General features: G+C 34.7%; 13 protein-coding genes. 6 read left to right on the forward strand and 7 right to left on the reverse strand.

The window, feature by feature from the left end; all coding sequences use genetic code 11:
• Window positions 1-2,112, reverse strand: a complete 2,112-nt coding sequence (locus AC0L0O_RS24055; protein ID WP_001086787.1) for a (Fe-S)-binding protein — start codon at window positions 2,110-2,112, stop codon at window positions 1-3.
• 306 nt (window positions 2,113-2,418) lie between these two features.
• Here AC0L0O_RS24055 and cls point away from each other — a divergent pair, with 306 nt between their 5' ends.
• The 3 genes from cls (at window position 2,419) to AC0L0O_RS24070 (ending at window position 7,405) form a co-directional block, all read left to right on the forward strand.
• Complete coding sequence (gene cls / locus AC0L0O_RS24060; RefSeq protein WP_242282394.1) at window positions 2,419-3,612, forward strand: cardiolipin synthase; 1,194 nt, start codon at window positions 2,419-2,421, stop codon at window positions 3,610-3,612.
• Between the two features lie 32 nt (window positions 3,613-3,644).
• A complete protein-coding gene (gene uvsE / locus AC0L0O_RS24065; protein WP_000605874.1) occupies window positions 3,645-4,598 on the forward strand; it encodes a UV DNA damage repair endonuclease UvsE in 954 nt (317 codons plus the stop codon).
• Window positions 4,599-4,726: 128 nt separating this feature from the next.
• Window positions 4,727-7,405 carry a DUF4084 domain-containing protein gene (locus tag AC0L0O_RS24070; protein WP_428889153.1) on the forward strand — a complete coding sequence of 893 codons (2,679 nt, stop codon included), beginning with the start codon at window positions 4,727-4,729 and terminating at the stop codon, window positions 7,403-7,405.
• Window positions 7,406-7,420: 15 nt separating this feature from the next.
• Here the strand turns inward: AC0L0O_RS24070 and AC0L0O_RS24075 are convergent, their stop codons facing one another.
• Entirely contained in the window at window positions 7,421-7,567 is a 147-nt protein-coding gene (locus AC0L0O_RS24075; RefSeq protein ID WP_000734719.1) for a quorum-sensing peptide PapR, read from the reverse strand.
• Window positions 7,568-7,656: 89 nt separating this feature from the next.
• Window positions 7,657-8,514, reverse strand: coding sequence for a helix-turn-helix domain-containing protein (locus tag AC0L0O_RS24080; RefSeq protein WP_000542901.1), 858 nt, complete (start codon window positions 8,512-8,514; stop codon window positions 7,657-7,659).
• A 408-nt stretch (window positions 8,515-8,922) separates the two neighbouring features.
• On the opposite strand from AC0L0O_RS24080, the gene AC0L0O_RS24085 reads away from it, so the two are divergent.
• Window positions 8,923-9,246, forward strand: coding sequence for a bacillolysin (locus tag AC0L0O_RS24085; RefSeq protein WP_038357227.1), 324 nt, complete (start codon window positions 8,923-8,925; stop codon window positions 9,244-9,246).
• Between the two features lie 12 nt (window positions 9,247-9,258).
• On the opposite strand, the gene AC0L0O_RS24090 is transcribed toward AC0L0O_RS24085, so the two are convergent.
• The 4 genes from AC0L0O_RS24090 to AC0L0O_RS24105 are packed head-to-tail and all read right to left on the reverse strand — an operon-like array spanning window position 9,259 to window position 12,622.
• Window positions 9,259-9,861, reverse strand: a complete 603-nt coding sequence (locus tag AC0L0O_RS24090; protein WP_000619239.1) for a response regulator transcription factor — start codon at window positions 9,859-9,861, stop codon at window positions 9,259-9,261.
• Window positions 9,858-10,988 carry a sensor histidine kinase gene (locus AC0L0O_RS24095; RefSeq protein WP_000890394.1) on the reverse strand — a complete coding sequence of 377 codons (1,131 nt, stop codon included), beginning with the start codon at window positions 10,986-10,988 and terminating at the stop codon, window positions 9,858-9,860. The genes AC0L0O_RS24090 and AC0L0O_RS24095 overlap by 4 nt, the downstream gene beginning before the upstream one ends.
• The gene (locus tag AC0L0O_RS24100; RefSeq protein WP_000646283.1) at window positions 10,989-11,723 is read right to left on the reverse strand and encodes an ABC transporter permease; all 735 of its coding nucleotides are present in this window, start codon (window positions 11,721-11,723) and stop codon (window positions 10,989-10,991) included.
• Window positions 11,720-12,622, reverse strand: coding sequence for an ABC transporter ATP-binding protein (locus tag AC0L0O_RS24105; RefSeq protein ID WP_272183281.1), 903 nt, complete (start codon window positions 12,620-12,622; stop codon window positions 11,720-11,722). Before AC0L0O_RS24105 ends, AC0L0O_RS24100 begins: the two co-directional genes overlap by 4 nt.
• A gap of 157 nt (window positions 12,623-12,779) precedes the next feature.
• On the opposite strand from AC0L0O_RS24105, the gene map reads away from it, so the two are divergent.
• Together map and AC0L0O_RS24115 are read left to right on the forward strand one after the other, a co-directional pair.
• Entirely contained in the window at window positions 12,780-13,574 is a 795-nt protein-coding gene (map, locus tag AC0L0O_RS24110) for a type I methionyl aminopeptidase (RefSeq protein ID WP_002096176.1), read from the forward strand.
• An 827-nt stretch (window positions 13,575-14,401) separates the two neighbouring features.
• The coding region (locus AC0L0O_RS24115; RefSeq protein WP_473786155.1) for a SpaA isopeptide-forming pilin-related protein at window positions 14,402-23,243 on the forward strand (8,842 nt) is incomplete at its 3' end.

The following is a 23,243-nucleotide window of genomic DNA, read 5'->3' on the forward strand; positions in this document are numbered from 1 at the left end:
TTACATCGCTTCTTTCTTCTGTCCGATAACAGAGCGTTCTAAAATCTCTGTTACATCAAGCGTTTGAACCTTCTCTTCTACTTCTTTCGCTTTCGTCCCATCACTAATCATCGTTAAGCAATATGGACAACCTGTACCGATAATGGATGGTTGCACAGCTAGCGCTTGTTCTGTACGAGCAACGTTAATACGAGAACCTGTTGTTTCCTCCATCCACATTAAGCCACCACCTGCTCCACAGCACATTCCCGTTTCACGGTTACGTGCCATTTCTACAAGATTCACACCAGGAATCGCTTTCAAAATGTCACGCGGGGCTTCGTATACTTCGTTGTATCTTCCTAAGTAACAGGAATCATGGTACGTAACTGTTTCCTCAATAGCGTGAACAGGTTTTAAGCGTCCTTCTTTCACCCACTGAGCTAACAGTTCTGTATGATGATAGACTTCTGCTTGCAAGCCAAAGTCTGGATACTCATTTTTAAATGTGTTATAAGCATGAGGGTCAATCGTAACGATTTTCTTCACTCCTGCTTTTTCAAATTCCTCGATATTTTTTGTCGCCATCTCTTGGAAGACGAATTCATTTCCTAGGCGGCGCGGTGTATCTCCAGAGTTCTTCTCTTTATTACCGAGAATCGCAAATGAAATGCCTGCTTCGTTCATCAACTTCGCGAATGATATCGCAATCTTCTGACTACGGTTATCGTATGATCCCATTGAACCAACCCAGAATAAATATTCGAACTCCTCGCCAGCTTTCGATTTTTCTTTTACAGTTGGAACCGTTACTTCATCATCACCTTGGCGCCAAGTTTCACGCTCTTTACGGTTTAGACCCCACGGATTCCCTTGACGCTCGATGTTTGTCATCGCACGCTGTGCTTCCGCATCCATCTTTCCTTCTGTTAAAACGAGATAACGGCGTAAATCAATAATTTTATCAACATGCTCATTCATAACCGGACACTGGTCTTCACAGTTACGACACGTTGTACAAGCCCAAATCTCTTCTTCTGTAATAACATCCCCGATTAAACTTGGATCGTAAGCGAGTGTTGCAGCCGCTGATTCTTGTTGCCCTTTCCCAGCTGCCATCATCGCTAACTGATTTCCTTGTGTATTATTAAAAGCAACTACTGGAACCCAAGGCGCTTTTGATGTTACTGCTGCTCCTTTGTCAGTTAAATGATCGCGAAGTTTTAAAATTAAATCCATCGGCGATAACATTTTCCCTGTTCCTGTTGCCGGACACATATTTGTACAACGACCACACTCTACGCAAGCGTATAAGTCAATAAGCTGATTTTGTCTAAAGTCTTCGATTTTACCAACACCAAATGTTTCTTGTGTTTCATCTTCAAAGTCAATCTTTTCAAGTTTCCCTGGATTTGAAAGACGACCGAAGAAAACGTTAGCTGGTCCAGCAATTAAATGCGCGTGTTTTGATTGTGGAACATAAACTAAAAACGTTAACAAAATTAGTAAATGCACCCACCAAGAGAAATAGAAAACAGAAATGGCTGCGGTTTCATTTATCCCTGAGAAAACGTAAGCGATTGCAGAAGCGATTGGCTCACTCCATGAAAGCTCCTCGCCATGCCATATAATTCCCATTCCATTACCGAGTAGCACAGAAATCATTAAGCCACCAATAAAGATAAGAACAAGACCTGATTTGAAATTACGTTTTAAACGAACTAGCTTTTCAACATAGCGTCTATGAAAAGCCCAAAAGACTGCAATTAAAATAACAAGTGTGACAATTTCCTGGAAGAATGTAAATGCAGGGTATAGTGGTCCAAGTGGAAGATGTGATCCTGGTGCGAGTCCTTTCCAAACGAAGTCAATTGCTCCAAATTGGACAAGAATAAATCCGTAAAAGAACATAACGTGAATAATGCCGCTCTTTTTATCTTTCAGCAGCTTTTTCTGACCGAAAACATTGACCTTAAGGAGATCCCAACGCTCTTTAAAACGACGGTCAAATTCAATCTTTTTTCCTAACTGTATGTAGGCCATCCTCGTTCGTATAAGATACACAAACAAATATCCCGCATAAGCAATAACAGCAATGGCAGCCAGCCAATTCATGATCAGTAAGCTATTCATTTTTATGCTACCCCTCTCTTTGTAAGCCCTCTTTCTTTTTTAGAATCTTCAAAAACATATAATTTTCTGAATTTTATCCCCTATCTTCATTATATAATGAGTGAGCATTCAGTCAACAGTTTTTTGTTATACAACAACATATTTTTTCATAAAGCTGTTTATTTCGGTGAAACTATAAAGTGAAACTTTAATCAGTAGAAGGTATTTATTCCCTACTGATTATTAGCCTGCAAATAACAGGATAATATGAATGTTTTATTTATAAAAAACGAATGGTGAAAAGACCGTGAAGGAGGGAATTTGCTCATGTTCTTCTTACCTCTCTTATTAATAGGTATTGCTCTCTGGATTATAATCGATCTTTCTTATGGGAGAATTGTTCATTTAAGGCGTGTACGTTCTCGTTCTTTCCCTTTACGTCAAAGTGATTTTCACCTTTATACATACGGAAAAGATTTGTATGACACTCTATTTACTGATATAAAACAGGCGAAACACCATGTGCATGTTTTGTTCTTCATTGTAAAGAACGATAAAATCAGCCGGGAATTTTTAAAGTTACTTATTGATAAGGCAAAGGAAGGAATTGAAGTAAGACTTTTACTCGATAGATTGGGAAGCCATCATTTATCAAACGAGGCCATTCGCTCCCTGCAAAAACATGGTGTCTCTTTTTCATTTTGTCACAAAGTAAAGTTTCCTTTTCCTTTCTTTTCTGCAAATCAAAGAAACCATAGAAAAATTACAGTTATCGATGGGAAAATTGGTTACATTGGGGGATTTAATATTGGTGAAGAGTATTTGGGACATAATGAACGGTTAGGATTATGGAGGGACTATCATTTACGTCTTACAGGCGAAGGAGTACAAGATTTACAAAAGCAATTTTTACATGACTGGTTTGATGATACAAACCAAAATTTATTGGACGCTTCTCTTTATTTTCCGAAACAGCAACCCGGTACTATCCAACATCAATTTATTCCGACTGATGGTGCCTATTTACAACATACTTTTTTACATTTAATTGAAGGGGCAAAAAAGGAACTCTTTATCGGTACACCCTATTTCATTCCTGGAAGGAAAATTATGAACGCATTATTAGAAGCACGAAAACGCGGGGTTCAAATCACGATTCTCGTTCCAGAAAAAGCGGATCATGCCCTTGTTCGAGAAGCAAAATTCCCGTATTGCCGAAAGTTAATACAAGCTGGATGTAATATTTACGCATTTCAACAAGGTTTTTTTCACGCTAAAGTTATTATAGTTGATGACTACATTTGTGATATCGGAACTGCAAACTTTGATATGAGAAGTTTATATATTAACCATGAAATTAACTGCCTTTTATATGATAAACATTTTATACAAACAGTAAGAAACAAATTCCATAAGGATCTAGGAAACGCATCATTACTTTCCTTTAAAGATGTTAGCCCGCATTCTCTTATTGATAGAGGAAAAGAATGGATAGGAACAATACTCGCTTTCTTCCTATAGGAAAGATAATGCATAAAGGATGTGTATTCATTATGATTATGCGGTTCGGATATGTCTCACATGCAATGGCACTCTGGGACTGCTCTCCGGCTAAAACGATAACATTTACAAGCTTTCAAAAGCTCAGTAAACAAGAGCGAGAAGATAAATTATACGATGTTACAAAACAAAATCTTGAGCATACAATACGTATTCTCCATTACAATATAGCTCATGAAATTCCGTTATATCGCTTGTCTTCTTCCATCGTCCCACTTGCAACACATCCCGAAGTCGAGTTTGATTATATCGGGGCATTTACACCGCTTTGGCGTAAAATTGGGGCATTAATTAAAGAACATAATTTAAGAATAAGTTTTCATCCAAATCAATTTACACTATTTACAAGCGACAAACCACATATTACGACTAACGCTATTACAGATATGACCTATCATTATAAAGTATTAGATGCAATAGGCATTGCAGATTCTTCTTATATTAACATCCATGTAGGTGGGGCCTACGGAAATAAAGAAAAAGCAATCGAGCGTTTCCATGAAAACATAAAAAAACTTCCTGCACATATAAAAAAGCAAATGACACTTGAAAATGATGATAAAACATATACAACAGCTGAAACGTTATCTATTTGCCAAAAAGAAAAGATCCCATTCGTATTTGATTATCACCATCACATGGCAAATCTTTGCGAGGAACCGTTAGAAGAGTTGCTTCCTGCAATTTTTGAAACTTGGTCACATACAAATATCGTTCCTAAAGTTCACATTTCCTCTCCTAAATCAAAAAAAGAATTTAGGGCTCACGCGGAATATATTGATTTAGAATTTATTAAACCTTTCTTACACGTTGCAAAAAAAATCAATCATAATTTCGATATTATGATTGAAAGTAAACAGAAAGATTTAGCGATGCTGCAATTCATACATGAATTATCCTCTATAAGAGGGATAAAAAGAATAAGTAGCTCAACATTACAATGGTAAATTGTAATGTTGAGCTATTTTTTTCAAAAAAAGTAATTTTTTTAGTAAAAAACACCCTATTTTATATGCTATGATTGGAATTAGCATTTTCCACCTGTGATTCAACTTTATTGAAACGGAGTCATAATATGATTAATCAAAAAAAATACGTACACTTTGTCACGATGTACATAATTATATTTTCTCTTTGGATATTTCTTATCCCTAAGGAATTAAATATAAAAGAAATTGGAATTCTCTTCTTATTTTGTTTCGCTACACTCTTTTCTTGCTATTGCCTATATAAAGCAATTAAGAAAATGAAGCGCGGTGACAAATTATTTTGGGTTTTAGTACTATGCACTTGCCTATGTGGATTGACAATGGAGATAACTCTATTTCTTCATTCACTTTCTATATATGACCAAGTCATATTCTCATATAAGGCATTGCCCTTTTTTATCGTACAATATATTTTGCTCTTTTCTGGCTTTGCTATAAAGTTCATAAAACATTACTCTATTAGAGGACTAGCTCAATTTTCATTCGATAGCATCTTTATCGTTATTATGAATATTTATTTTACCTTAACTTTTATTTTGGACATTTCAAGCTTTCGTATGTTAACAACAGATACTTGGGTTTTAATTGGATATTTTATTGCACAATCATTAGTAATTTACGCCGTAATTAGTCTATATAGAAGAGAAGAATATTCTTCTAGCAGAATTTCATTAATTATCGGCTTTACTATTATACTCGTGTACGGATATATACACCTGTTTCAATTAAACGCAGGGATAAAACCTTCTTCTGAAGTCTCTTACTTAATACATACTGCTTCAATTTTATTAATCGGTTTGTCGTCCATACTATATATTTTAGATAAACCAATACAGCACGAAACGAAAACAAAGTATTATCGATTTGATTATGTGCGCTTCATATTACCCTATTTTAGTATAATCATTACTTTTTCTTTTATTATCTTTCAACCTTGGGATGATAAGTTCATGTTAATCGGTCTAGTATTATCACTCATCTTATTATTCTTACGACAACTTTATATGTGGAAAGATAATCAGGCACTAATCGATACATACGAACAGCTGACTACACAACTAGAAGGCAAAGTAGAAGAAGGGGCATCTGCGTTATCAAAGAGTGAACAACGTTATAAATCTTTATTCGAAGATCACCCGGATGCTGTTTTCTCTTTAAATATGTATGGTATTTTCCAACAATCTAATACAGCTTGTGAAAGCTTATTTACTGCCTACTATTGTGAAGTAGAAAGCTATTCTCTTTTACACTTTATTGACCCAAAAGACCATGATTTACTACAGAAAGCTTTACAACTAACGAAAGAAGGTAGCCCACAAACTTTAGAAGTTCGTACAAAAGAAAAAGAAGGTTATTACTATTACCTTCACATTACACTCATCCCTACTTTCATAAACAAAGAAGTTGTCGGGATGTTCGGTATAGCACGTGATATTACAACTTTATATGAAAAACAAAAACAAGTAGAACATTTAGCCTTTCATGATGCACTTACCGGATTACCAAATCGCCGCAAGTTTGAAAAAGATTTAAAAAATATTTTAAATACAGCTCAGGCTAGCGCAAATGATGTTGCCGTCATGTTCCTTGATTTAGATCGATTCAAAAAAATTAACGATAGACTCGGTCATGGCATCGGAGACTTATTATTAATTGAAGTCGCAAAAAGGTTACGTGGTTGCTTACGTTCAAAGGATGTCGTTGCTCGTCAAGGCGGAGATGAGTTTACAATTCTATTACCAGATATGTACTCAGAAAAAAGTGCGGCTTTTATAGCTGAACAAATTTTAAATATTTTAAACAAACCATTCTTCATTAAAGATGAAGAACTGTCTATTACACCAAGTATCGGAATTGCGATGTACCCTGATTGTGGAACTGATGTAACAGAATTAATGAAAAATGCTGATATGGCTATGTATCGCGCGAAAGCAAATGGAAAAAACCGATTTGTTTTCTTCTCAAAAGAAATGAGTATCGCTCAAAATGAGAGTAACTTCTTAGAAGGAGAACTTTCAAAAGCATTACAACAAAATGAATTTTTCCTTGAATACCAGCCGCAAGTAAGCACAAAAACAAAACAAATTATCGGTTTTGAAGCATTAATTCGTTGGAAGCATCCAAAACTCGGCATCGTATCTCCTGCCCAATTCATTCCTCTAGCAGAGGAAACTGGATTTATTATTGAACTTGGAAATTGGATTTTACGTACTGCTTGCTTAGAAGCAAAAAGATGGCATAATCAAGGTTTCTCTCACTTAAAAGTCGGTGTGAATTTATCTGTTGTTCAATTTAACCATGCAGATTTAATCCCAACTATTTCAAAGGTTTTAGAAGAAACAGAGTTAAAACCAGAAGCACTAGATATTGAAATTACAGAAAGTATCGCCATTAATCAAAATCAATCTGTAGTTGCAAAACTAGAACAGCTTCAAAACCTCGGTATTCAAATTTCAATTGATGACTTTGGAACCGGTTATAGTTCTTTAGCTTATTTAACAAAATATCCAATCAACACATTAAAAATTGCTCGAGAATTTATTTGCGGAATTACAACTAGCCCTTTAGAGGAAGCGATTATTTCTTCCATTATTACACTATCAAAAGAACTAAATTTAGAGGTTATCGCAGAAGGTGTAGAGACCGAAGAACAATGGAAGTTTTTATATGAACAAAACTGTGACCACATTCAAGGATTCTTTATTAGCAAGCCTGTTTCTAATAAAGACGTTTGGAGGTTACTCCACAAAAAAACAACCGTCTAAGTAAGACGGTTGTTTTTAATATTCATAAGGTATCTCTCCAGCTAATTGTACCTCTTGATCACTGTGAGAAATTATTTGACTTTTCTCTAATGCTGTATCTCCTAATGAAATACCCCATGCCATCGCTAACGTTAATATACTACCAATAAGTAGTTTCTTCATATTCCATCACCCGCATTTTTTATTTAAATATATCATGAAAATTTATCCATATATTATGCAATTATGCATATTTGTTTTTTAGGTCCTTTTCATTTCTTCATTTTTTTTATAATTGATTCTTTTAACGTATGGTTTCCTAATATATCAAAAAAGAAGCACGCTTTTTCGTAAGCATCTTCAATTTCCGCTCTATCACACCCTAGCTTTGCTAGGCATTGACCTTTTCGAAAGTATAACTGTCCAATTAATGTCATACTATTAATTTGACACGATAGTTCAATAGCTCTATTTGCGTGACAAAGCGCTTCTTCGTATTGATTATCTGAGAATAATGCTTTTGCATGATTATGCCTCACCTTCACATCAAATTCTTTATTATCATGCAATGCCTCTAATTGTTTTAATATATTTTCAAATAAATCAATAGCCTTCTTCAAATAGCCATTTTCAGCATAAATGTTTGCAATTGCGTTTTCAATATAAAGACTCTGATATACATCTATTCCTGCCAATTGTTGATTGAGCAATTTCTTTAATTCTAAAATACAATATTCGTAATCGATTTTTTTCAATATGTAAGCAGCTACATAATATTGCCATTGAAGAAATTGCTGAAGCTCGGGGTGATATTCTTCCTTTTTCAACTCATTCCATACTCTATTATAAATTTCTTTATATTTCTTTTGCTTACAAAGCATAATAATTTGATCTTTTAACTGCTTATTCCTCTCAATATCAGAATAAATGAGTACCTCATAAAAATGAATAATGGGAACTTGTAATTTTGCTGCGATACCTTGCAATATATCCATACTTGGGTATACCGCGCCCGATTCAATTCTACTCACTTCCGATTGATGACATATGTTCTCGGATAACTGTTTTTGTGTTAATCCTCTCATCGTCCTAATTTTCTTAATTTCATTTCCTAATTTTTCTGCGTGCATACTTACTCACCATCCCATTATAACAATCTAATTTGTTAAGTTGTCATACCACTACAATAATGTGAATTCGACAATTTTTGACATGAAATAATGCATAATATATATAAAATCCGGCAAATTTTCCATACAATTCATCTCACATACAATAATAGATTAGACGTTTTATAGATAAATTATAGAAAACTTGTCCGTGCTTTCGTTACATTCGGTATTCTTTGTCCTTTATCAGCAAAAGCTATTCACATCCCAGAATTAGACAAAAACAAAGTGAAAGTTGAGATTGCTCAGCCTCGTTTAACGATTAAAAAATTAACAAAACCTCAAAATAATACAAAAAAATATAGCGAAAAAGTATTTAAAAGGTAAGATAAAAGAGGCTAAGCTCAACAAGAGTGAGTGACAGCTGAAATGAATGTAGATTCCGAACCTACAAATAAAGAAATAAAGGAAAATCAAACCGAAGTTCACCTTGCACAAACTTACAAAAACTATAAAGTATATGGTCAAGATCTTATTGTAAAAGTAGATAAAAATGGAGTAATTATAACTGTTAGTGGTAATGTTGTCCAAAATTTAGACCAACAACCTAATCTTACTATAACAAATTTTTTGTCGAAAAATGAAGTAAAATCTAAATTACGCGATATACTTCAAATTCCGAGCGATGCGACTAAGACGAAACGCTCTAACGAAAATGCTGTGTACAAGAAAAAAGAAGTTTACCATTCATAGGTAAACTTCTTTTCATATCCATCCCTTTTCTTCCGCAATTGTAATTGCCTCAATTCTATTTTTCGCATCAAGCTTCGTTAATACTTCAGAAATATAATTACGCACTGTACCAGGTGAAAGATAAAGTGCCTTGGCGATTTCATTTGCCGTCTTTCCCTCTTTCGCAAGTAGCAATACTTCTTTTTCACGATCTGATAACGGATTTTGCTCCTGCCATAAGCCGAACATTAAATCTTGAGAAATCTCTCGTTTTCCTTTCATTACATTACGAATCGATGCAGCTAAATCTTCACTTGGGCTATCTTTTAATAAATATCCGTGCACGCCAGCTTTCATTGCTCGTTCAAAATATCCAGGGCGCGCAAATGTTGTTAAAATCATTACTTTGCATGCTGACTTTTCTTTCTTTAACGTTTCCGCAACATCTAATCCACTTTGAATTGGCATTTCGATATCCATAATGCTTACATCAGGTTTTAGCAATTCGATTAGTTTTAGCGCCTCTTCCCCGTTCGCAGCTTGCCCAATTACTTCAATATCATCTTCTAGATCAAGCAGGGCCCCTAATGCACCACGAAGCATCCGCTGATCTTCTGCAATAATAATTCGAATCATGCCCTCACCTCATCTTTTCCTGTTCGAATAACAACTGGAACTTTTACTGTTAATAGTGTCCCTGGATTGATCGTGCCCAGTTCAACAAACCCATCAATAAGAGCAATACGCTCTTTCATACCACGAATGCCATTTCCATCGTGGTTTTGATCCGCTAAACCAACTCCATTATCTTCTACTGTCAAAATTAATTCACCTTGTGATTCCAGTACAGAAACTGTGCAACGCGTCGCCTTACTATGCTTTACAACATTCGTCACAGCCTCACGTAAACACATTCCTAAAATATTTTGTTCAATTGGTGATAACGAACTCGCACTCGTTTCTTGTTTGATCTCTAATCCAATATTAGCCGCTTGTAAGATTGCTTTTATTTGCTCAAGCTCTTCTTCTACTGTAATCATACGCATATCAGAAATTAATTCCCTTAGCTGCTTTAAAGCAGTGCGAGATGTTTGTGTAATTTCCTTCGCTTCCGTACTTGCACGCTCCGGATTTTTTACAATTAACTTCTCCACGAGCTGACTTTTTAAAGTAATGAGTGATAATGTATGCCCTAACGTATCATGAAGATCTCTTGCAATCCGCTGCCGTTCTTCACGTTTTACTAAGTCTTTAATTTGCTCATTCGCTTCATTTAATTGATTTCTTAACATCTTTTTCTGATTAAAGTTGCGCATACCAAATGGTGTAAGAAGCATTAAAATAAACATTGGAATGATATTTACTAAACTTGTAGTGGATAGCCGATTAAAATATACAAATATAAATGCTCCAAGCATTGTAATCAACAGTCCTAATAATACTCGAAATACTTTTTTACTTGGTGCAAATCCCATCGCACTTGCTGTGAAAAAACCAAAAAATATCATAAAAGCGTTATAAAATACGGAAAATAAAAAGATGAGTATCATTTGAATACATGCCCAAAAAATAAACGTCCTCTGCACAAAATAAAGCTGACGGTATGTGATAATAAAAATTATCAACATACCGCTCCCAATTATAAGCTTCCACCCTGACGCCTGCACTAAATGGTAAATTGGAAATAATAGATAAACGAACCACATATACGGGAAAAAACCCATATGTTTCGGAAAAATCTCAATCCTCTTTTTCTCTAACATTTATACCGCTTCCTGTCTTTTTCTTATATATATTGATATTACAACAAATATAAGGAAATAACCTCCTAGTACCGCGATATTTTCCCATCCAATTGATTTTCCAGCTACAATATCCCACGCACCACTTCCGAAATGATATGTCGGTGTCCATTCACCAATTGTTCTCAATATTTTTGGAAATACTTCAATCGGCATCCATAGCCCACCAATTACAGCTAAGCTCATATTTAAAATATTTGCTAAGCCAGCAGCTGCATCCGCCTTCTTAATAGAACCAATTACTGTTCCAAGTGCTAAAAATGGTGTTACCCCTAACAATAACCATAATCCAGCACCAATCCACTGCCCTACCGTTAACTCCACATGATTAATTAATATCCCTGCAATAAAGATAACTAATATTGAAAAAGCATTTACTACTGTTTGAGCGATGATCTTTGCTGTTAAATATGCACCTTCTGGAAGCGGTGTAATTTTTAAAAGGTGTGTCCATCCCTGCCCTTTTTCTTGAGAAATTCTTACACCGAAACTAAACAACGCAGTCCCTACAATACTGAAAGTAGCCATTGAAATTAAATAATGCGCCTTCCATGCATCACCGTTTTGCGGTACTTGAATAACGTTTGTGAAAATGTAATAAAACATAACAGGCATTAATAATGAGAAAAAGATAAATAATTTATTGCGGAATGTACGTAAAATTTCTATTTTGCATTGCATCCATAGCGCTTTCATGCTATTTCCCCCTTCTGATTTGCGACAAACTGTTCAAATGCTTCATCAAGACTTCCACGTTCAACAGAAACGTCTGTGACAGGTAAATTCCTTTTATAAATTGCTTGTAAAGTTGCATCAGTATCCTCAGTTGTTAAGATGAAACGTCCTTCATTTGACTGTACTTCTGTTACATTCGGCAATTCCTTTAGTAAACTCTTAGGAATTTTTTCTTTCGAATAAAATGAAATCGTTTTTCGAGAAATCGTTGCTTTCATCTCATCTGGTGTACCATCTGCGATAATCTTTCCATTCGCAAACAGTAAAATACGATTTGCCAATGCATCTGCTTCTTCTAAATAGTGCGTTGTTAAAATAATTGTTTTCCCTTCACTTGCTAATTTTCGAATTGTTTCCCAAAACGTTCTTCGAGACGTAATATCCATTCCAACTGTCGGCTCATCTAAAAATAACAAGTCTGGATTTCCTGCAAGTGCGAGTGCAAAGTTTAACCTTCTTTTTTGCCCACCTGATAATTTCTCACATCTTTGCTTTCGCTCCGATTCTAAATTTGATAACTGTAGTAACGTTTCTTTCGCTACCGAATTCGTATAATAACTACGGAATAATTCAATTGCCTCTTCCACTGTAATGCTATCAATGACACTTACTTCCTGTAACATCGCACCTAGGCTATTACGAACATCTCTATGCTTTGGATTCTTTCCAAATATAGAAACCGTTCCTTCCGTCGGATCCTTTAATCCAAGCATCATCGACATCGTCGTCGTTTTTCCTGCACCATTTGGTCCAAGTAGTGCTACGATTTCTCCTTTATTCACATGAAATGAAACGTTATTTACTGCGCTTTTATGTTTAAATGTTTTAGAAACACTATTTACTTCAATAATCTTTTTCATCTCTCCACCCCCGCTGTTTCTTATATTTACATTGTAAACTTTGGAAAACTTAGGAAACAGTACGATGCGTCATGACATCGATATGACATTTGTCATGTATTCCGTATGAGACGAATCAACCCGCATACTGCAAGCGAGTAGCAGGACGAAAATAAACATGATACAATCGGGTAAGATATATATTCGAGGAAGGACAGTGGTTTTCATGATTATTCGTAATGAACAAGATTTAGAAGGCTTACGAAAAATCGGCCGCATCGTTGCGCTTGCACGTGAAGAAATGAAAAAAGAAGCGAAGCCAGGTATGACAACGAAAGAGCTTGATTTGATCGGTAAAAAAGTATTAGATGAGCATGGTGCAATTTCTGCACCTGAAAAAGAATATGATTTCCCTGGTGTAACTTGCATCAGTGTAAACGAAGAAGTTGCTCACGGTATTCCAGGTGATCGTGTATTAAAAGAAGGCGACTTAGTAAATGTTGACGTATCTGCAGCACTTGATGGCTATTATGCAGATACAGGTATTTCATTTGTACTGGGAGAAGATGAAGCAAAAGAAAAGCTTTGCCAAGCAGCTGTTGATGCCTTTTGGGCAGCAATGAAAAAGGTGAAAGCTGGTTCAAAACAAAACCAAATTGGTCGTGCCGTTTCAAACTTTGCACATAAAAATGGATACAATGTTATTCAAAATTTAACTGGTCACGGTATTGGTCTTAGCTTACATGAAGCACCAAACCATATTTTAAGTTACTTTGACCCAATGGATAATGCGCTTCTAAAAGACGGTCTTGTTATCGCTGTAGAACCATTTATTTCTATGAAAGCTGATCACATTATCGAACGTGGCGATGATGGTTGGACATTCGTTACACCTGATAAAAGTCTTGTTGCACAATGTGAACATACAGTTGTCGTAACTCGCGGCGAACCGATTATTTTAACAGAAATATAAAATTAAAAATGACCGTTTTTTAGAATTTTTCTACTAAAACGGTCATTTTTAATTTTTGGAAAATATTTGTTAAACCGCTGTTGAACTCTTTATCATTTAAGTATATAATCTTTAGCGAAGGTTATTCATAATCATCTTTAAGAGAAGATAACACTATTATCAAAAGGGATACCTTCTTTTTTCTTATGTAAAACAGCTTCAAAAATGACCGTAGTAATGATTTAGCCGAATATTATAAATAACTTATATTCCACTAAATCCGAAAAGGAACTGTACCATCTTAACTTCGGTCCACAAATTGTACAACTCTCTCTAGGCAGAAAGTTAATTTTCATAAATGTAATAAGTGACATTCTTAAGATACAATTATCTCAATTTCATATTACATAAATGAATATTTTCAAAGTGCATATTGTCTTCACCCTAACCAAAATCAACCCTATTCAGATTTTTTCCACATAATTTTAAAACAAAAAACAAACTTTTAACTTGGGATACATTACTTTGGTTAGCATGTATCGTAAAACCTACCTTTATGACTATCCAGTTCATAACACATTCACAAGAAAATGCTCTTGTATATAAAGGTCTGATATCGTTCCTTTTATCAGCATACTTTCGACATTTTTTGTCGAATTATGTATATTCCAGATTTTTACGTTACTTTATATATGCCTTTAATTAAACATCTATTCTGTCAGAGAACGTACATAGAAACGGAGGGATAGTAGCAACAAATACTTTATAATAATTAACTTTTTTTATATTCCATTTGTTCATGTGGAATATATTCCTCAGTGAACAAATGAATGTTCAAAGGAGGCAAAATGAAAAAACTTTTCAATATATGTTTAATTGTATTTGTACTATTTTCACAGTTTATTAGTTTCCCTTACAATCAGGCAAAAGCTGAGACTTTACAGGAAACTTCATTATTTGACACTGTTGAGATGAAAGATGCAACGGATCATATTATTGACGAAGCAAAAAATCCTAAAAACTTAATAAAGATAGGATCAACCATTCAAGTAGAATATGCTTGGTCAATAAAGGATCAACAAGTTGTACATGCAAACGATACAGCAGTAATTCAAATACCACTTGCATTAAAAGTATCTAAAGATTTACAAGGAGATTTAGTAACAGATCAAAAAAATATTGGTCAATATTTTATAACAGCTAAAGATAATAAATTAAAACTAATATTTAATGATCAAGTAGAAAATTCGAAAGATGCTAAAGGAAAAATTAAAATTGATACTGTGTTTAACCCAACTTTAAAGACTGAAGAAAAATCAGTTCAAATCGCTTTTCCTTTAGGAACACTGGTTCAGCCTATAACAGTTCCTATTCAAGTAGAAGATTCTAAAGAAGATGGAACCAAACAGGATACTAATAAACAAGTGCCAGATCAAGTAGCTAAACCTGCTACTGATAACCCGGAACAAAACCCAGCAACTAAACCTGCTACTGATAATCCGGAACAAAATCCAGCAACTAAACCTGCTACTGACAATCCGGAACAAAATCCAGCAACTAAACCTGCTACTGATAATCCGGAACAAAATCCAGCAACTAAACCTGCTACTGACAATCCGGAACAAAATCCAGCAACTAAACCTGCTACTGACAATCCGGAACAAAATCCAGCAACTAAACCTGCTGCTGATAACCCAGAACAAAATCTAGCAAGCGATCCTGCTGAGATTACAAATTCAGGTCCAAAGCAAATAACAACAAACATTTTAACGGGTGTAAAGTTGACGGACAAAGACGGAAAACCATTTACAGAGGATAACCGTCCAAGTACAGATTCCCCTGCCAACATTGAGTTTACATGGGAACTTTTAAAATCAATGAATGTGAAAAGCGGAGATTACTATATTTTTGATCTTCCTAAACATTTTAAGATTTATAATACAATTAACAGCCCTTTATACGATAGTGAAAATAATCCAATTGGTAATTTTACTGTTACAAAAGATGGAAAAGTCACAATGACATTCAACGATTATGTTGAAGAACATCCAGATGTTGTTGGTAACCTACAATTAAAGACAGAATTTAATAAAGCTGAAATTAAGGGTACAACAACACAGGAAATTCCTTTCCCAATTAAAGATAAAGATGTTTCTATTACAGTTGACTTTAAACCTAATGTACAAACGGCTACAAATAAAAAAGGGTTACCTGATAGACCAATTAATACAAATGAGATTAATTGGACAGTAGAGATGAACAAAACGAAAGACACCCTTAAAAACGCTGTTTTTAAAGATAACATCCCACAAGGCACAAGTTTAAATAAGGATTCTATTAAAGTTTATTATTTAGAAGTTGATGTTAACGGGAATGCAACACGTGGTCAAGAAGCTGATCCAGCAGATTACAAAATTATTTCATCAGATGGTTCAAAATTGGAGATTGCTTTTAAAGATTCTATTAAAAAAGCATATCAAATCGAATATGTCACAAAAATCACTGATGAAAACGTAAAAAGCTTCCAAAATAACGTTACGATAACGAGTGATAATCAAGGGCAACAAAAAGCAAGCTCTACTGTAACAGTCTCTCGTGGTACACATTTAAACAAAACAAGTAAATATGATCCAAAGACCCAAACAATTGAATGGACAATTACTTACAACGGTGATCAAAGAAATATCAAAAAAACAGATGCACTTTTAAAAGATATTTTTGACGATACACATGAACTAGATGTAAATTCTATCGTTGTGAAAAACGCTTCATACGATGATAACGGAAGGCTTATAACAGGAGACACTGTTAATAATTACACTGTAACTAACAAGAAGAATGGATTCGACTTACAGTTTAATGAAGATATTAATAGTGCGTATGTAATTACCTATAAAACAAAGCCAACTGATAATGTCATAAAAGATGGAAAAATAAAGAATACAGTTACAGCTGATAATGGTTCAAGTAAAGAAAATGAGGCTGGCTTCCAGCAGCAAAATATTATTAAATCTAATAATAAAGCTGAAACAAACTATAAAGACAAAACAACAACCTGGACAATTACGGTAAATAATAACAACTATCCATTAAACAACGCGATCATTACGGATACCTTTGACCACGGTGGATTACAATTAAAAGATAAAAAACTAGAAATTAAAGACGGAGATTATACCCTTCAGGCTGAGACTGATTATGTTTTAGATGTAACAGATAAAGGTTTCAAAATTACCCTTATAGGTACATATCAGTCTAATATGACAAAGACATTAATCGTAAAATATACGACAGACTTTGACTATACAAAACTAGAAAGTGGTAAAACTTCATTTAAAAATACAGGTAACCTATCTTGGAGAGATGCAGAGTCCAATCCACAATCAAATAAAGTTGAAGCAGACTTTGATCCTGATACTTTCACAAAGGCGAATGGATATAAATACGGTTCTTATAACGCCCAAACGAAAGAAATCACTTGGATAATAGGTTTTAATTATAATAATGTTGAGATTAAAGATCCATATGTTATAGACGTAATACAAGATAAACAAAAGTTAGTACCAGGATCCATTGAAGTACGCCATATGATTTTAAATGGAAACCCGAATAATGCAAGACCTGGTGATGCTGTACCAATTGAGCAGTATGAACTTGAAGAACCTACAGATAAAAATAAAAACACCCTACAGGTTCATTTCAAGCAATCAATTAATTCACCTTACTATATTATCTTTAAAACAAGCCTTGATGGTGAACTTATTCAAAACACCTACAAAAACGAGGCAGAGTTAAAAGATGGCTCTAAAATTGTAAACACTCTTAAAGGTGACGCTCAAGTAAATAAAGGTGGCAGTTTCGTTACTAAAAAAGCGGTGCAAGATGACAACTATATTAATTGGAGTATTGCAATTAACGAAAGCCAATCGACCATTGCAGACGCAGTTGTAACAGACGATCCAACAGACAATCAAGTACTTGTGGAAGATTCATTCCACTTATATCCTACAACTGTCGATTACTATGGAAATGTAACAAAAGATACAGCAAATGAATTAAAACAAGGAACAGACTATAAGTTAACGATCACAACAGACAATAATACCGGAAAGCAACATTTCGAAATTGCCTTCTTGAAAAAAATTGATCGAGCTTATATTTTAGAATATCGCTCACTTATTAATGCAGACGATAAAGAAAAAGTGAGTAATAAAGCAAAAATCGCTGGCAATCAGTTAACAGTTAAGAATACAGAAACTGTTGAAACGATTGAAGTGAGAATGTCTTCCGGTTCAGGTGGAGGATCTGCTACTAAAGGGCGCGGAAACCTTGAAATTATAAAGGTAGATAACGACAATAAGAAAGTACCATTGTCCGGAGCAGAATTTACTTTATATGATCGTACAGGAAAAACCGTTATCCGCAAAATAACAACAGACAAAGATGGTATTGCTAAGTTTAATAACTTAAAGCGTGATAAATATTTATTAAAAGAAACAAAAGCTCCTGAGGGCTATGTAATTAGCTGGGATTTAAAACAGGGAAAAATTGTTGAACTTGGTTCACAAGAGACTACAACATATAAACTTGCAAATAAGAAATTTGTCGGTAAAGTAGTTTTAACAAAGTCTGATGACCTGAATAAAAACGTAACACTGCAAGGTGCCGTTTTCACACTACTTGATAAAGATAAAAAAATAATTTTAGAACACGAAAAATTAACAACAAATGATCAAGGACAAATTACTGTAGATAATTTAAAACCAGGAACTTACTACTTACAAGAAACAACCGCTCCTGAGCACTATAAATTAGACAGTACACCTATTCAATTCACAATCAAAGAAGATCAAACAACAGTAATAAACCGAACTGCAACAAACAGTTTGATTCCAGGATCGGCCATTTTAACAAAAGTCGATAAAGATGGAAAAACTTTAGCAGGTGCAGAGTTTAGTGTACGGGACCGAAAAAACAAAATAATCCCCGGCTATGGAAAATTAACGACAAATGATCAAGGACAAATCGAAGCAAAAGATTTACGTCCTGGAGACTATCAATTTGTTGAAGAAAAGGCTCCTAAAGATTACGACATAGATAAAACACCAATTGAGTTTACAATTGTAAAAAGTCAAAAGAAGGCAGTTACTGTTACTGCGACAAATCACCTCATTAAAGGTGGCGTCACTTTAACAAAAACTGATGATATCGATGGTACAGCTCTTGCAGGTGCTGTATTTAAAATTGTCGATGCTAATGATGAAAAGAAAGTCATTCGCGAAAATGTAACAACTGGTGCGGATGGTAAAGTAACTGTTAAAGACTTAGAGCCTGGTACGTATAAATTTATTGAAACAGAAGCTCCTAAGGATTATGTGTTAAATACAAATCCTATCGAGTTTACAATCGATAAAAGCCAACAGTCATTTGCTACTGTTACGGCAACTAACAGTTTAAAAACAGGAGAAGTTGAATTATTAAAAGTTGATGAATTCGGTGATAAAAAACCTCTAAAAGGTGCCGTATTTAAAATTGTTGATGTAAATAATAATGATGTTCGTACTGACCTAACTACAGATGCTGATGGAAAAACAAAAGCTGATAAGCTACGTCCTGGTACGTATAAATTTATTGAAACAGCTGCTCCTGAACATTACGTTTTACGAGCAGAACCGATTGAATTTACAATCGATAGAAGTCAGAAAGAAACTCTACTTGTGAAAGCTGAAAATGCTTTAAAACCAGGAGATGTTGAATTAACGAAAGTTGATGATATCGATGGTACAGCTCTTGCAGGTGCTTTATTTAAAATTGTTGATGCTAATGATGAAAAGAAAGTCATTCGCGAAAATATAAAAACTGGTGCGGATGGTAAAGCTATCGCTACTGGCTTACGCCCTGGCGATTATAAATTTATCGAGGTAACAGCACCGAAGTATTACGATAAAAATACAAATCCAATCAAGTTCACAATTACAGAAAGTCAAACAACGTCGGCTACTGTTACTGCTAAAAACAGCTTAACTAAAGGCGGTATTGAATTAACAAAAGTAAATGCTGCAGATGAAAAAGAAACACTTGAAGGTGCAGTATTTAAAATCGTTAATAGAGATACGAATGAAGATGTTCATACGAACCTTGTTACGAATAGTGAAGGAAAATTAGTTGTAGATGACTTACGTCCTGGTAACTATAAACTTATCGAAACAAAGGCTCCAACTTATTACGATGTAAATGTAGAACCTATTGAATTTACCATCGAAAAAGGACAACAAAAACTTCTTCCACTTACATTTAAAAATAGTTTAACGAAAGGAAAAGTTAAACTTATTAAAGAAGATGATGTGGAAAGTAGTATCGCTCTTGCTGGCGCAGTGTTCACATTACAAGACGCAACAGGCAAAGAAATTGCGAAAGATTTAAAAACAGATGATTACGGAGTACTAGTTATTCCTGATTTAGCACCAGGAGATTATCAATTTATTGAAACCTCAGCTCCTGAACATTATAAATTAGATCAAACGCCTATTAAGTTCACGATTAAAAAAGGTAGCAAGGATGATCTTCCAGTCCCTGTCACTGTAACAAATAGTTTACTTACAGGTGGCGTTACTTTAACAAAAGTTGATGACGTTGATGGCACTACTCTTGAAGGTGCAGAATTTATCATTGTTGATGCTCGTGATACGAAAAAAGTGGTTCGTAAAGGATTAACTACCGATGAGCATGGTAAAGTTTCTGCTTCTGACTTACGTCCAGGTGACTATCAATTTATTGAAGTAAAAGCTCCAAAAGACTATACGTTAGGCAACGATCCTATTCCGTTCACTATCGGAAAAAGTCAAAAAGAAAACATTACTGTTACTGCTACTAACAGCTTAAAGAAAGGTGCAGTCACATTAACGAAAATTGATGACATCGATCGTACAATGCTGAAAGGTGCAATCTTTAAAATTGTTGATATGGATGGTAATGAAGTTCGTACAAATCTTGTTACAGATAAAAATGGGAAAATTTACGTTCCGGATTTACGTCCTGGAGACTATCAGTTCATTGAAACAAAGGCTCCTGAGCACTATGTATTAGACGAAACACCGATTCCATTTACAATTGAAAGAAGTCAAACGAAAGAAATCAATGTTACAGGTAAAAACACTTTGAAAAAAGGTAGCGTTGAACTAACAAAAATTGATGATATTGATACTGATACGAAGCTTGCTAATGCTGTATTTAATTTATTAGATGCAGACGGAGAGATAGTTGAAGAAGGCTTAAAAACAAATGCTGAAGGGAAAATTGTTGTTGAAAACCTACGTCCTGGCACGTATCAATTCGTTGAAACAATCGCTCCTGAACATTACGATTTAAATAAAACACCAATTGAATTTACAATTAAGAAAAGCCAAACGGAAACTCTTCATGTTACGGCTAAAAACGCTCTAACAAAAGGTGCTGTGGAACTTTCTAAAGTAGATGATATCGATGGCACTAAACTTGAAGGTGCAGTATTTAACATTGTTGATATGAACGGTACTGTAATTCATAAAAACCTTGTTACAAATAGTAAAGGGAATATCGAAATCGATGACCTACGTCCAGGTGATTATCAATTCATCGAAACGAAAGCTCCTAAGCATTACGTTTTAGATGAAACACCAATCGATTTCACTATTGAAAAAGGACAAAAGAAAACTATTTCTTTAACTGCTAAAAATAGCTTACAACAAGGTAGTATTGAACTACTTAAAGTAGATGATCTAAACGATCAAATGAAACTTTCTGATGCGGTATTTAATCTACTAGACCAAAACGGGAAATTGATTAAAACAGATTTAAAAACAAATAATGAAGGAAAAATCGTTGTTGAAAATTTACGTCCTGGTACGTATCAATTTGTCGAAACAACGGCTCCGAAACATTATGATTTAGACAAAAAACCAATTGTAGTTACCGTTGAAAAAAGCCAAAAAAATATCGCTACTGTGACTATGAAAAATAGTTTAACAAAAGGCGGCGTTGAACTTTCTAAAGTGGATGACGTCGATGGTACTACTCTTGAAGGCGCAGTATTTAACATTGTTGATATGAACGGTACTGTAATTCGCAAGAGTCTTACTACCAATTCACAAGGTAAAATTAGCGTTCCTGACCTACGTCCGGGTGATTATCAATTCATCGAGACAAAGGCTCCAAAACATTACGATTTAAATAAAGAACCAATTCCTTTCACTATCGAAAAAGGACAAGCCGAACCGATTTCTGTTACTGCTAAAAATAGTTTAACAAAAGGTGCGGTAGAGCTTTCTAAAGTGGATGATATCGACGGTACAGCTCTTGAAGGGGCTATCTTTAAAATTGTTGATATGAACGGGCATGACGTTCGCACTGGCATCACGACAGATGCGAAAGGGAAAGTTTCTATTTCTGATTTACATCCTGGAGATTATCAATTTATTGAAACAACAGCTCCTAAGCACTATAAACTAGATGCTACACCGATTAAATTTACAATTGAGAAAAGCCAAGCAAAGAAATTACAAGTCACTGCTAAGAACAGCTTAATTGAAGGTGCGGTAGAGTTAATTAAAGTGGATGATATAACTCCAGATACAAAACTTTCTGATGCAGTATTTAATATCATTGATGCGAAAGGTAAAGTTGTTCGCACGAATTTAACTACTGATAAAGATGGGAAAATTTCTGCTTCTAATTTACGTCCTGGAGATTATCAATTCGTCGAAACGAAAGCTCCGAAGGATTACGATTTAAATGAAACACCTATTCCTTTCACTATCGAGAAAAGCCAATCAACTCACGTTTCTGTTACTGCTAAAAATGGCTTAACTAAAGGTGGCGTTGAATTAACGAAAATTGACGCTTTAAATACGAAAGAAACGCTAGAAGGTGCGGTATTTAAAATTACTGATCTTAACGGTAACGATATTCGTACGAATTTAGTTACCAATAAAGACGGAAAAATCATCGCTAAAGACTTACAACCTGGAGACTATCAATTTATTGAAACGAAAGCTCCGAAACATTATGACTTAAATGAAGATCCTATTAAGTTCACAATTGAAAGAAGTCAAACAAAACATGTCTCCGTTACAGCTACTAACAGCTTAACGAAAGGTAGTGTGGAGTTAATTAAGGTTGATGATGTTGAAGAAAACACAACGCTCGAGGGTGCTGTATTTAAAATTGTTAATAAGAATGGACACGACGTCCGTACTGATTTAACTACTGATAAAAACGGCCGCTTAGTTGTGGATGAATTACCACCTGGAGACTATGAGTTTATCGAAACAAAGGCTCCTACTCATTATGACTTAAACGAAACATCTATTAAGTTCACAATTAAAAAAGGACAAGAAAAAATCGCTTCCGTTACTGCTACAAATAGCTTAACGAAAGGCGCTGTGGAACTTTCTAAAGTAGATGACATTGACGGTTCTGCTCTTAAAGGCGCAGTATTTAAAATCGTGGATATGAACGGCAATGACGTTCGCACTGATTTAACTACTGATAAAGATGGCAAAATCTCTGTTTCTGATTTACGTCCTGGTGACTATCAGTTTATCGAAACGAAAGCTCCAAAACATTACGACTTAAATCAAAACCCTATCAACTTTACTGTTGAAAAGAGTCAAACCGCTACAGCTTCTGTTACCGCTACGAATAGCTTAACGA

The organism is Bacillus sp. GS3m_15504, assembly GCF_055825275.1.

What these genes read in the sequence shown, in the direction of transcription:
- AC0L0O_RS24095 (WP_000890394.1), bottom strand. Translation starts at nt 10,988, where the DNA reads ATGTTAGAGAAAAAGAGGATTGAGATTTTTCCGAAACATATGGGTTTT.
- AC0L0O_RS24080 (WP_000542901.1), bottom strand. Translation starts at nt 8,514, where the DNA reads ATGCACGCAGAAAAATTAGGAAATGAAATTAAGAAAATTAGGACGATG.
- AC0L0O_RS24090 (WP_000619239.1), bottom strand. Translation starts at nt 9,861, where the DNA reads ATGATTCGAATTATTATTGCAGAAGATCAGCGGATGCTTCGTGGTGCA.
- AC0L0O_RS24070 (WP_428889153.1), top strand. Translation starts at nt 4,727, where the DNA reads ATGATTAATCAAAAAAAATACGTACACTTTGTCACGATGTACATAATT.
- cls (WP_242282394.1), top strand. Translation starts at nt 2,419, where the DNA reads ATGTTCTTCTTACCTCTCTTATTAATAGGTATTGCTCTCTGGATTATA.
- AC0L0O_RS24100 (WP_000646283.1), bottom strand. Translation starts at nt 11,723, where the DNA reads ATGAAAGCGCTATGGATGCAATGCAAAATAGAAATTTTACGTACATTC.
- map (WP_002096176.1), top strand. Translation starts at nt 12,780, where the DNA reads ATGATACAATCGGGTAAGATATATATTCGAGGAAGGACAGTGGTTTTC.
- AC0L0O_RS24075 (WP_000734719.1), bottom strand. Translation starts at nt 7,567, where the DNA reads ATGAAGAAACTACTTATTGGTAGTATATTAACGTTAGCGATGGCATGG.
- uvsE (WP_000605874.1), top strand. Translation starts at nt 3,645, where the DNA reads ATGATTATGCGGTTCGGATATGTCTCACATGCAATGGCACTCTGGGAC.
- AC0L0O_RS24085 (WP_038357227.1), top strand. Translation starts at nt 8,923, where the DNA reads ATGAATGTAGATTCCGAACCTACAAATAAAGAAATAAAGGAAAATCAA.
- AC0L0O_RS24055 (WP_001086787.1), bottom strand. Translation starts at nt 2,112, where the DNA reads ATGAATAGCTTACTGATCATGAATTGGCTGGCTGCCATTGCTGTTATT.
- AC0L0O_RS24105 (WP_272183281.1), bottom strand. Translation starts at nt 12,622, where the DNA reads ATGAAAAAGATTATTGAAGTAAATAGTGTTTCTAAAACATTTAAACAT.